We start from the raw sequence: 11545 nt of genomic DNA, 5'->3' as shown, positions 1-11545 counted from the left end.
CGGTCCCCGTCAGGCGATGAGGTCGGCGACCAGGACGGCGAACTCGTCGGGGGTGGCCAGGCGCACGCCGAGGGTCTCCGCCTTGGCGCGCTTGGAGCCGGCGCCCTCCCCCGCGACGACCAGGCTGGTCTTCTTGGAGACGCTGGAGGAGGAGCGGCCTCCCGCGCGCTCGACGAGTTCGTTCATCTCGTTGCGGCTCAGCTTCTCCAGCGGGCCCGTCATCGCACCGGTGACCACAACCGTCATGCCGGCCAGCGGCCCACCGGCCGGTTCGGCGGCGGATTCGGTGGTGCCGTCGTCCTCGTCGGCCGCGGGGGCGACCGGCGGGGTGGCGCCGGGCTCGGTCATGTTGACTCCCGCCGCGACCAGCTTGTCGATGAGCGGGGCGAGTTCGGCCAGCTCCGCCACGATCGACGGGGCTTTCTCGGTGCCGATGCCGTCCACGCGCTGGATCGCTTCCGCGTCGGCGGCCCGCAGGTGGTCCATGGTGGCGAAGTGGCGGGCGATACGGCGGGACATGGAGCGCCCGGTGCCGCGCACGCCGAGCGCGCACAGTACCCGCGCCAGCGGTCTGCCCTTGGCCGTGGCGAGCGCGGCGAGCAGGTTGTCGGTGCTGGTCTCGCCCATCCGGTCCAGGCCGAGCAGCTGCTCGCGGGTGAGGATGAACAGGTCGGCGAGATCGGCGACCAGCCCCGCTTCGACGAGCTGCACGACGCGGGTCCGGCCGAGGCCCTCGATGTCGAGCTGGTCGCGTCCGGCGGCGTAGGAGAGGGAGGCGACGAGGTGGCAGTTGCGGCCGTTCTCGCAGCGCCAGCGCTGCTCGCCGGTGTCGATGGCCGACCCGCAGCGCGGGCAGACGGCGGGGAAGACGATCGGCTGTTCCTCGCCGGTGCGCAGGTGGGCGACGGGGGCCTCGACGCGGGGGATGACGTCACCGGCCCGGTGGACCATGACGTGGTCGCCGAGGCGCAGGTCGCGGCGGGTGATGTCGGCCGGGTTGTGCAGGGTGGCGTAGGTGATCGTGGAGCCGTCGATCTCCACCGGGGCGAGGACGGCGCGGGGCGCGATGATGCCGGTGCGGCCCACGTTCCACTCCACCTCCAGGAGGCGGGTGATCTTCTCGACGGCCGGCAGTTTGTAGGCGATCGCCCAGCGCGGGGCCCTGGTGCCCGATCCGGCGGCCTGCTGGTCGGCGGCCAGGTCGGCCTTGACGACGATCCCGTCGATCCCGAACGGCAGCTCGGGACGGAGTGCGCCGATCTCCCGCACCCGGGCCAGGACGGCCTCCACGGTGTCCGCGGTGACGCCGGGCACGGCCGTCGTGGCGGTCGTGTTCACGCCGAGCACCGCGGCGCGGGCCATCAGGTCGCTGTGGGCCGCCTCGCCGAGGGCGGCGGCGAGGTCCGCCTCGGTGTCGGCGAGGGGGAGCAGGCCGTAGCCGAAGAAGGTCATCGGCACGGTGTAGGCGCGATCCTTGGCGCGCAGGGTGCCCGCGGCGGCGTTGCGCGGGTTGGCGAAAGGCTGGCCGCCGTGCGCGGTACGGACCTCGTTGGCGTGCTCGAACTGGGCGGTCGTCATGAGGACTTCGCCGCGCACCTCCACGGTGACCGGCTCGGTCAGTCGCTCGGGCAGGCCGTCGACGGTGCCGGCGGCGTGCGTGACGTCCTCGCCGGCCGTCCCGTCGCCCCGCGTGATCAGCCGGGTCAGGCGACCGTGGGTGTAGCGGGCCGCGATCGCGAGGCCGTCCAGCTTCGGCTCGACGCTGTAGCGCTCCGCCTCGTGGCCGACGCGCCGGGCCAGGGACGCGGCCCAGGCGGTGAACTCCTCCGGCGAGAACACGTTGTCGAGGCTGAGCATCGGGACCGTGTGCGGAACGTCGCCCTCCACGGCGCCGCCCGCCACCTTGCCGGTCGGCGAGTCGGGCAGGACCTGCTCGGGATGGGCGGCCTCCCAGGCCGCGATTCCCCGCACCAGGCGGTCGTAGGCGTCGTCGTCCAGCACCGAGGTGCCCCCGGTGTAGTAGGCGGCGGACGCCTGCACGGCGTCCTCGACCGCCTGCGCGTAGGCGGCGGCATCCACGATCTGTGCGGCAGGTGTCGTCATACCCGCCATCCTGCCTCCCACCACTGACAACGCCCTTGCGCGAGGCCTGCCGGAGCCCCGACGACCACGCCCCTGGTGACAGGTCCCGCCCGCCGGGGTGAGAGGCTCGGCCTTGTTCACTGTGCGCCGCCTCTCGTCCGCTCCGCCCCACCCCTCCTCAAGAATGTTTTATATTCAACTATGACTCGACGGATCTTCATCGACAAGCAGAGCCCCAAGGCCTACCACGCACTCCTGCAGACCTCCGAGGCCGTGCGCGCGACAGCCGCCGAGGCGGGCCTGGAGCGCACCGTCGTCGAGCTCGTCAATCTGCGTGTCTCGCAGCTCAACGGCTGCGCCTTCTGCCTCGACCTGCACACCAAGGCCGCCCTGCGCGCCGGAGACTCCCCCCGGCGCCTCGGCGTGCTCGCCGCCTGGCGGGACACCGAACTGTTCAGCCCGCTGGAACGCGCCGCGCTGGCCCTGGCGGAGGCGACCACCTTCCCGGCCGACGCCGCCGCGCAGGAGGCCGCGTACGCCGACGCCCGGCAGGCCCTCACCGAGGACCAGATCTCGGCGGTGATCTGGGCGGCGGTCACCATCAACGCCTTCAACCGGGTGTCCGTCATGAGCAAGCACCCCGTGCGCTGACCGGGAGGCTCAGCGCACGACACCGCGTCGCGCCTCTTCGGCACGGTCCCCGGCCGTCGGGACGTCCTTGACGAACACGATCCCGTCGCTGCCCGCCAGATGGGCCGGGTCCAGCGGGGCGTAGCCGAACCACGGGGAGACGCGGGGCGCGGGCCGCGTGTCGCCGAGGGCGGCGGCCAGCCCGGCAGCGTCGACGAGGCAGCGGTCGTCCGGGAGCGCGTACAGCAACCCTTCGACGGTGTCCGGCGCCGGGGTGTCCACACCCTGGTGCCGGATCGTGCCGAGGGCCGTGGCCAGGAACGCGTACTCCTCGCCCAGGCGGGCGCTCACGATCGCGCCCGCGCCCCACCACTCCAGCGGCATCCCGCCCATCCGCATCGCGCTCTTCTCCCGCTGGAGATGGGAGTTGTGGGCGTGGACCAGCAACGGCCCCCGTTCGGCGAGGGCGAGAAGGTTGCCCGCCATCATCAGGTCCCGCAGCGCGGCCAGCCGGGTGAGCCGGTTCGGCGCAGGGTCGGCCATCGCGAAGTGGTAGCGCAGCAGACCGGTGGCCGTACGCCCGTACAGGCGCGCCCGGTCCCGTGCGTCCCGTGGGTCCGTCGCGATCAGGTGCGGTGACTGGGCGTCCGACAACGCCACCAACTCGTCGGCCACCAGCCGCAGTTCCCTGGCGTCCGCCGACCTCCCCACCGACCTGGCCGGGTCCCTCATCGCGGCGGGCTCGGTCCACCGGTCGTCGGCGCCGAGGAGGTGGTCCAGTGTCTTCGCGGTGCAGGGCAGGAGGTCCGGGTCCACGCGGGCCGCGAGGTAGCCGTGCAGCGCGGTGAGGGACTGCCGGGGGCTCGCGGCGGCGGCCATCTCCAGCGGGCCGTCGAAGCCGGCGAAGCGGACCTGCTCGGACGCGGGCCTGCCGTCGTTGTGGACGCGCATCCAGCGCACGAGTTCCCGGTTGGCCGCGGAGGCGCCCCAGCCGTGGCTGAATCCGTGCTCCATGACGTCGTCGAGGGTGCCCGTGCCGGAGGTGACGTGGTCGTCGACGAGCAGGCCCGACACGCAGTCGCTCTCGACGGCGATGGTGCGGTAACCCTCCTGTTCGACGAGCTGACGGAAGAGGTCGTTGCGGAGGTCGAGGAGCGTGTCCTCGCCGTGCGTGGGCTCGCCCAGGGCGAGGAGCCGGGGCAGGCCCGGCAGCAACTCCCTGACGGCGGCGGCCTCGACGGCACGCACGGTGTCCCTGAGATCGGTAACCATGCCTTCAACGGTATCTTTGAACCCTCCATGGAGACTTGGTGGCAAGTCTCCCGTGACAACGGCAGGCTCATGGGGCAGAACCTTCAAAGCGGTGAGCGGCTCCGGCCGGTCGATCTGGCACGTGCGCACGGTCTGTCCACCCAGGCCGTCAGGAACTACGAGGAGGCCGGCATCCTCCCGGCCGCCGCACGCACCCCGCACGGCTACCGCACCTACACGCCGCTGCACGCGCGGGCCCTGAGCGCCTTCCTCGCCCTGGTGCCCGGCCACGGTCACCGCGCGGCGGCGTCGGTCATGCGGGCGGTGAACGAGGGCGCGGCCGACGAGGCGTTCCGTCTGCTCGACGAGAGCCACGCCCAACTCCTGGAGGACCGGCGGACACTCGGCGCCGTGGAGGACGCACTCCGCGACCTGGCACCCGACGACACGGCGCCGTCCCCGGCGTCGGGCACCTTCATCGGGCCGCTGGCGCACCAGCTCGGCGTCCGCGCCGCCACCCTGCGCAAGTGGGAGCGCGCCGGACTGGTACAGCCCCGCCGCGACCAGCGGACCGGATACCGCGTCTTCGACGAGGCCGACGTACGGGACGCCCGGCTGGCCCACCAACTGCGGCGGGGCGGCTACCTCCTGGAGCAGATCGCCCCGCTGATCGCCCAGGTGCGCTCGGCCGGCGGACGTCAGCCGCTGGAGGCCGCGCTGACCGACTGGCGTGCCCGGCTGACCGCCCGCGGCCGGGCGATGCTGACCGGGGCCGCCGAGCTGGAGGCGTACCTTCGCTTCCGCGGATGAGCAGTCGCCCGCTCCTCACCTCGTCCCGGCGCCCGCGATCGCGTGGCGGCGTGCTTGCATACGGCGGTGACCTCCGCCCCCGCCGCGACGCCGGCGCTCTCCGTCCGGCCGCGTGTGCCGGCCGACCTGGACGACTGTGTGGACGCCCTGGCGCTGGTGCACGCGCACAGCCGCTACCCGGTCAACTGGCCCGCCGAGCCCGCCGCCTGGCTCACCCCGCCGGCTCTCCTGGCGGCCTGGGTGGCCGAACGGGACGGACGGATCGTCGGACATGTGGCGCTGTGCCGGGGCGAGGGCGGCGATCCCGCAGCGCAGTTGTGGGCGGCGCGCGGCGGCGGGGTGCCCGCGGTCTGCGTCAACCGGCTGTTCGTGGCGCCCGAGGCGCGCGGGCTCGGCGGCGGAGCGGCCCTCATGGAGCGGGCGGTCGCACAGGCGCGCTCTCGCGGGCTGCACCCGGTGCTGGACGTGGTGGCCGCCGACCCGGCCGCGGCCTTCTACGCCCGGCTCGGCTGGCAGCACCTGGGCCTCGTGGACCAGCGATGGGGTCCCGGCCAGGTGGTCTCCCTGCGCTGCTTCGCCGCACCGGAGCACGCCGTGCGGACCGGCTAGCACGGAACCGGGCGCCGTGGGTGCCGGGATGACGGGATGACACCCGGATTCGCGCCTTATCTCACCCGTTCCGTGGGGCCCACCCCCACCTCGCCGCCGCACTCCCCACCCGCGTGAGAAAGTGGCCGCCCAGGTGAGACAGGGGAGTATGTGACACCTAGTCATAGTTGGTCCCGTACGCGCAGGGAGACACTGACCCTGCTGACGGCGCTCGGCACGCTGGCCGGTGCGGCCCTGACGGGGGCGGCACCGGCCGGCGCGGCGACCGGGACGCGTACGGGGACCACGATCTCATCCGGTGTGGTGTACCGGCAGTACGACCTGACGGCGGGGGCCGGTGTGACGCGCGTGCACGTGCTCGCCGTCGACCTCACCGACACCCGCGTGCGTCTGGGCCTGCTGTATCCGGGGAAGGTCGCGTCCCGCGCCCCCCTCTCCCTGCAGGCCACCGCGCAGAAGGCCGTCGCCGGCATCAACGGCGACTTCTTCAACATCACGGAGGCACAGCATCCGGGCGTCGTCGCGACCGGCGCGAGCGTGGGTCCGGCGATCGCGAACGGCAAGGTGCTCAAGGCCGCCGTCCCGACGGGGCAGCGGTTCGGCCCGCAACTGCCTCCGGGTACGGACACCGACGACGTGCTCGGGGTGAGCGGTGACGGGCGGGCCCGGCTGGACAGCCTGGCCCTGACCGGCACGGTCACCACCCTGGGCCGACGGCTGCCGCTGCGCGGGCTCAACCAGTACGCGCTGGCGGAGAACTCCATCGGCGCGTACACGTCCGACTGGGGCGGCGTCTCGCGGGCGCGGGCCACCTGCGGCACCGACACCGACCGGGCCGCGCCGTGCGCCACCCGCACCTACGAGGTGACGGTGAAGCGGGGCCGGGTGGTGTCGGGGTCGGCCGGACCGGGCAGCGGCCCCATCGCGGCGGGCGTGACGGTGCTCGTCGGCCGGGAGGCGGGGGCGCAGCGTCTGCGGACACTGGTCGAGGGGCAGCGGGTGTCGGTGCGGTACGACCTGACGGCCGCCTCGCGGCGCGCCTACCGCTTCGCCCTCGGCGGCTATCCGGTGCTCACCGGCGGGAAGCCGCTGCCGGGCCTGGACACGCGGACCTCCGCGGTACGCACCGCGGCGGGCATCGCGAACGGCGGACAGCGCGTGCTGCTGTTCGCCGTGGACGGCGCGCCCGCGTACCGCAGGGGGCTGACGATCGCCGAGGTCGCCGCCGCCCTCAAGAGCCTCGGTGCGACCGAGGGATTCAGCCTGGACGGCGGCGGATCCTCGACGCTGGTGGCGCGCGCGCCGGGCGCGGCCAGGGTGTCGGTGCGCAACCATCCCTCCGACGGCACGGAACGTGCCGTGCCCAACGGCATCGGGGTGTTCACGCGGTGAAAGGTGCCCTCACCCAGGGGCCGTTCGGCCGGTGATCCCGCGGGGGCCTCACGGCCGCAGGCTGCTGACGATGTCGGCGGTCGCCGTGAGGCCGCTCTGGATGGTGGGGGCCATGCTCGTGCCGGCCAGGAAGAAGCCGAGCAGCAGGCAGACCAGCGCGTGCGACACCTTCAGCCCGCCGCTGCGCAGGAAGATCACCGCCAGGATCAGCAGCAACAGCACCACGGAAATGGAAACGGCCACGTCAACCTCCTCCGCCACGTCCGCTTTCGCGGCATTCGGCCGCAAGTGTGGCGTAGCGGAGGGTTCGTCCGTGCGGCTGACCTGTCCTCCGAACGAGTGGTTCCCGGATCGGCCGGGATGAGCGGCCCGGGAGATCGGACGCGGTTACGCCGTCCCGCGGGCGTCCAGGAAGGCCTCCAGGCCTGCCAGGTCGTCGGTGTTGAGGTAGTCGACACCGGCATCGAAGAGTTCGCCCCACAGCGCGTCACGGGCCGGGCCCTCGAGGTCGGGCGTGGCCCAGAAGCGGACCTTCTGCCCGCGGTCGTGCGCGGCCCCGACGATGGCGCGCAGCTTCTGCCGTTCCGCGTCGGGGAAGGCGCCGACGCCCCGCCAGGTGAAGTTGAGCGTCCAGTTGTCGCTGATCAGGGAGGCGAAGGAGGCGTCGGTGGAGCCGAGGTCGGCGAGACGTCCGTCGTAGAAGGCGCGGCGGACGGTCTGTGCCGTCATCGGCGGCCGGGCGGCACGGTCGCCGGAGATGACGGCGGTGACCGGGCCGCGGCGCACCCGGCCGTGGTCGTAGGTGGTGAACAGGTGCTTGTAGCGGCGCAGTCGGCGGTCGAGTTCGAGGTACGTCGAGGAGCCCTCGGTCTTGATGTCGATCAGCAGTTGCAGCGGAGTGCGCGAACCCCGGTGGACGGTTCCGCCGTTGGCCCTGACGCGGGCGGCGAGCGGGGCGAGGTAGAGGGATTCGAGGGTGCGGGTCGGGTCGAGGTCCACCGGGTCGTGGGCGACGAGGAGTTGGCCGTCGACGAGGAAGATGTCGGCCTCGACGCTGCCGAAGCGGTGGTCGAGGGCGTCGAGCAGGGGGCGGGGGTGCTCGTAGTCGTTGTGGGCGTGGGCGTGCCACAACGGGTGCGGGCGGGGCTTCCGTTCGTCGGCGGAGGGGAGCTTGTGTCCACCGGCGAAGGCGCTGCCGGCGGGCGGCGCGAGCACTGCCGTGAGGGCGGCGCCGGCCGTGGTGAGGGCTCTGCGGCGGGTGATGAGGGCCATGCTCTGCCTCCCTGTGGGACGGGTCTGAACCACAGGGAGTATGAGTCCGGCCGGGCCGCTATGAACCTGTACATGCCAGTAGTTGGCCGGACTGCCGCCGGGTGTTCACTCCTTCCGCGCGAGCGCACGGAATAGCCCGCCCCAGGTGGGGCGGGCTTCACCGGTGAGGGACCGTCAGGGAGCGGGCAGGTCGACGAGTCCGGCCAGGGTGTCGCGGTGGGCGCCCGCGGTGCCGTAGGCGATCGAGTCGGCCTTCGCCCGCTTCAGGTACAGGTGGGCCGGGTGCTCCCAGGTCATCCCGAGGCCGCCGTGCAGCTGGACCGCCTCCTCGGCGGCGTGGACGGCGACGGACGCGGCGTACGCCTGGGCCACGGCGACGGCCACGTCGGCGTCCTCGCCGGTCGTGAGCGCGTCGGCCGCACCCCGGGCGGCGGCCCGCAGGTTGACGACCTCCAGCCACAGCTGGGCGAGCCGGTGCTTGAGCGCCTGGAAGCCGCCGACGGGCCGGTTGAACTGCTTGCGGTCCTTCAGGTAGCGCACGGTCTCGGTCAACGCCCATTCGGCGACACCGAGTTGCTCGGAGGCGAGCAGTCCGGCGCCGGTGCGCAGGGCTCGGCGTACGGCGGGGGCGGCGTCCCCGAGCCGGCGGCCGGACACCCCGGCGAGGGTCACCGTGGCGAGCGGCCGGGTCAGGTCGAAGGACACCTGCGGGGTGACGGTCGCGGCGGCGGCCTCGACCGCGTACAGCCCGCCGTCGTCCGCGGGCACGAGGAGCAGGTCGGCGAAGGCCGCGTCGGCGATGCCGGTCAGCTCACCGTGCAGGCGGCCGTCCTCCAGCCGTACGGACGGGAAGGCGGCGCCGGGCGCGGTGTGCAGGCCGACGGCGAGCGCGGCGACCGTCGTGCCCTGCGAGAGCCCGGCGAGCAGGTCGTCGGAGCCGCAGGCGAGCAGCGCCTCGGTGGCGACGACGGCGCTCGTCAGGTACGGAACGGGGGCGACCGCGCGGCCCAGTTCCTCCAGGACGACGGCCGCCTCGCGGTGGGTGGCGCCCTGGCCGCCCAGCCCCTCGGGGACCAGCAGACCGGCGAGCCCCATCTTGTCGGTGAGGGCCTTCCACAGCCGGAGGTCGTGCGGGGCGTCCGACTCGGTGCGGGCGATCACGCCGGCCGCGTCGCAGTGGTCGCCGAGCAGATCGCGGACCGCGGCGCGGAGGGCCTCTTCCTCCTCGGTGTAGAGCAGATCGGTCATCGGGCCAGGTCCTTCCAGGCGACGTCCTTGTCGGTGCGCGGCTCGGTGGGCAGACCCAGCACGCGCTCGGCGACGATGTTCAGCAGGACCTCGGTGGTCCCGCCCTCGATGCTGTTGCCCTTGGAACGCAGGTAGCGGTAGCCCGCCTCGCGGCCGGTGAAGTCGACGAAGTCGGGCCGGCGCATGGTCCAGTCGTCGTACGACAGGCCCTCCTCGCCCAGGAGTTCCACCTCCAGGCCGCTGATCTCCTGGTTGAGGCGGGCGAAGGCGAGCTTCATGCCGGCGCCCTCGGGTCCGGGCTGGCCGGCGACGAGCTGCTGGCGCAGCCGTTCGGCGGTGAGCCGGGAGACCTCGGCCTCGACCCACAGCTTCAGGAGCCGCTGGTGCAGGTCGTGGGTGCGCAGTCCGGGACGCTCGCGCCAGGTCCTGGCGGCGGGGCCGATCATGCCGCCCTCGCGGGGCAGTCGCATGCCGCCGATGGCGACGCGCTCGTTGTTGAGCGTGGTCTGCGCGACCCGCCAGCCGTCGCCGACCTCGCCGAGGCGGTGGGCGTCGGGGATGCGGACGCCGGTGAGGAAGACCTCGTTGAACTCGGCCTCGCCGGTGATCTGCCGCAGCGGGCGCACCTCGACGCCGGGGTCGCTCATGTCGCACACGAAGTACGTGATGCCCCGGTGCTTGGGCACGTCCGGGTCGGTGCGCGCGATGAGGATGGCCCAGCGGGCGACATGGGCGCTGGACGTCCACACCTTCTGCCCGTTGACGACCCAGTCCTCGCCCTCCCGGACGGCGCGGGTGCCCAGGGCGGCCAGGTCGGAGCCGGCGCCGGGCTCGCTGAAGAGCTGGCACCAGACCTCCTCGCCGGTCCACAGGGGCCGCAGGAAGCGCCGTTTCTGCTCCTCGGTGCCGTACTGGAGGATCGTCGGCGCGGCCATGCCCAGGCCGATGCCGATGCGCCGGGGATCGTTGTCGGGGGCGCCCGCGGCCTCCAGCTCGGCGTCCACGACGGCCTGGAGGGAACGGGGGGCGCCGAGCCCGCCGAGCCCTTCGGGGTAGTGCACCCAGGCCAGGCCGGCGTCGAAACGGGCCCTGAGGAAGTCGAGCGGGTCGGTGCCGGCCGGCGGGTGGGCGGCCAGCAACTCTGCGGTGCGGCGCCGGAGTTCGGCTGCGTCGGTCATACGGCGGCTCCGTTCTGCGGTACGACGGCGACCCGGCCGGTGGTGACACCGTCGGCGACGCGCTGGACGGCGGCGGCGGCCCCGTCCAGCGGCACGCGCTCACTCACCAGCGGCTTGATCACGCCACGGGCGGCCAGGTCGGTGAGCTGCTCGTGGCAGTGCTGGACCAGCTTGGGGTTCTTGGTGTTGTACAGGCCCCAGTGCAGGCCGAGGATCGAGTAGTTCTTCACCAGGGCGTGGTTGAGGGAGGGGCTGGGGATCGTCCCGCTCGCGAAGCCGACGACCACGATGCGGCCCTCGAAGGCGACGACCTTGGCGGACTGGGTGTAGGCCTCGCCGCCGACCGGGTCGTAGATCACGTCGGCGCCCCGGCCGCCGGTGGCCTCCTTGACTGCGCCGACCACGTCCTCGGCGCGCCGGTCGATCACCACGTCGCAGCCCAGCTCGCGGGCGACGGCCGCCTTGTCGGGCCCGCCGACGACGCCGATGACGGTGGCGCCGGCGGCCTTGCCGAGCTGTACGGCGGCGCTGCCGACCCCGCCCGCCGCGGCGTGCACGAGGAGCGTCTCACCGGCCTCCAGCCGGGCCCGGCGGTGCAGGCCGAACCAGCCCGTCTGGTAGCCGATGTGCAGCGCGGCGGCCTCCGCGTCGTCCAGCGAGTCCGGCGCCTGCAGCAGGGCGGCGGTGTCCGCGACGGCGTACTCGGCGAAACCGCCGTACGGCAGCGCGGGGTTGGCGATGACGCGGCGGCCGTCCTCGGTCTCGCCGCAGATCTCCACGCCCGGCGTGAACGGCAGCGGCGGCCTGACCTGGTAGTGGCCGCGGACCATGAGCACGTCCGGGAAGTTGATGTTCGCGGCGCGCACCTTGAGCAGGGTCTGGCCCTCGCCGGGCGTGGGCCGCTCGACGTCCGAGAGCCGCATCACCTCGCTCGGCTCGCCGTTCTCGTGCACCTGCCATGCCTGCATGCGGAGCCTCCACGGGACTGCGTCGTCTGACCGGGGTCGATCGCATACTAAGCGGTCGCTTGCCGTTCAGGGAACAGCCGGCGGGCAACAGGCCGGACTGCGGAC

General features: G+C 73.4%; 11 protein-coding genes. 4 read left to right on the top strand and 7 right to left on the bottom strand.

The features are described from left to right. Nucleotides 1-9 precede the first annotated feature (9 nt). On the bottom strand, nt 10-2103 hold the full coding sequence (ligA, locus tag BZL64_RS10925) for an NAD-dependent DNA ligase LigA (RefSeq protein ID WP_244205297.1): 2094 nt from the start codon (nt 2101-2103) through the stop codon (nt 10-12). 180 nt (nt 2104-2283) lie between these two features. On the opposite strand from ligA, the gene BZL64_RS10920 reads away from it, so the two are divergent. Next, nucleotides 2284-2733: a carboxymuconolactone decarboxylase family protein gene (locus tag BZL64_RS10920; RefSeq protein WP_086768507.1), complete on the top strand. Its 450-nt coding sequence runs from the start codon at nt 2284-2286 to the stop codon at nt 2731-2733. Between the two features lie 9 nt (nt 2734-2742). On the opposite strand, the gene BZL64_RS10915 is transcribed toward BZL64_RS10920, so the two are convergent. Continuing rightward, nucleotides 2743-3984 (bottom strand): erythromycin esterase family protein, encoded by a 1242-nt coding sequence (locus tag BZL64_RS10915; RefSeq protein WP_086768505.1) that lies wholly within the window; start codon nt 3982-3984, stop codon nt 2743-2745. A 69-nt stretch (nt 3985-4053) separates the two neighbouring features. Here BZL64_RS10915 and BZL64_RS10910 point away from each other — a divergent pair, with 69 nt between their 5' ends. The 3 genes from BZL64_RS10910 (at nt 4054) to BZL64_RS10900 (ending at nt 6774) form a co-directional block, all read left to right on the top strand. Beyond that, nucleotides 4054-4773 carry a TioE family transcriptional regulator gene (locus tag BZL64_RS10910; protein WP_086768503.1) on the top strand — a complete coding sequence of 240 codons (720 nt, stop codon included), beginning with the start codon at nt 4054-4056 and terminating at the stop codon, nt 4771-4773. A gap of 66 nt (nt 4774-4839) precedes the next feature. Further along, nucleotides 4840-5382, top strand: coding sequence for a GNAT family N-acetyltransferase (locus BZL64_RS10905; protein WP_208639415.1), 543 nt, complete (start codon nt 4840-4842; stop codon nt 5380-5382). A 150-nt stretch (nt 5383-5532) separates the two neighbouring features. Then, entirely contained in the window at nt 5533-6774 is a 1242-nt protein-coding gene (locus BZL64_RS10900) for a phosphodiester glycosidase family protein (RefSeq protein ID WP_208639414.1), read from the top strand. A 48-nt stretch (nt 6775-6822) separates the two neighbouring features. Here the strand turns inward: BZL64_RS10900 and BZL64_RS10895 are convergent, their stop codons facing one another. From BZL64_RS10895 to BZL64_RS10875, 5 genes are all read right to left on the bottom strand, one after another. Next, entirely contained in the window at nt 6823-7017 is a 195-nt protein-coding gene (locus BZL64_RS10895) for a hypothetical protein (RefSeq protein ID WP_086768499.1), read from the bottom strand. Nucleotides 7018-7161: 144 nt separating this feature from the next. Then, entirely contained in the window at nt 7162-8046 is an 885-nt protein-coding gene (locus BZL64_RS10890; RefSeq protein ID WP_086768497.1) for a phosphatidylinositol-specific phospholipase C/glycerophosphodiester phosphodiesterase family protein, read from the bottom strand. Nucleotides 8047-8220: 174 nt separating this feature from the next. Then, nucleotides 8221-9294 carry an acyl-CoA dehydrogenase family protein gene (locus BZL64_RS10885; RefSeq protein ID WP_086768495.1) on the bottom strand — a complete coding sequence of 358 codons (1074 nt, stop codon included), beginning with the start codon at nt 9292-9294 and terminating at the stop codon, nt 8221-8223. Beyond that, complete coding sequence (locus BZL64_RS10880) at nt 9291-10472, bottom strand: acyl-CoA dehydrogenase family protein (RefSeq protein ID WP_086768493.1); 1182 nt, start codon at nt 10470-10472, stop codon at nt 9291-9293. Before BZL64_RS10880 ends, BZL64_RS10885 begins: the two co-directional genes overlap by 4 nt. Beyond that, nucleotides 10469-11440 (bottom strand): NADPH:quinone oxidoreductase family protein, encoded by a 972-nt coding sequence (locus BZL64_RS10875; protein ID WP_086768491.1) that lies wholly within the window; start codon nt 11438-11440, stop codon nt 10469-10471. The genes BZL64_RS10880 and BZL64_RS10875 overlap by 4 nt, the downstream gene beginning before the upstream one ends. Nucleotides 11441-11545: the final 105 nt, after the last annotated feature.

Source organism: Streptomyces bobili, assembly GCF_002154575.1.
Classification (GTDB): Bacteria; Actinomycetota; Actinomycetes; order Streptomycetales; family Streptomycetaceae; genus Streptomyces; species Streptomyces bobili.
This window is presented reverse-complemented; position numbering and strand designations above follow the sequence as displayed.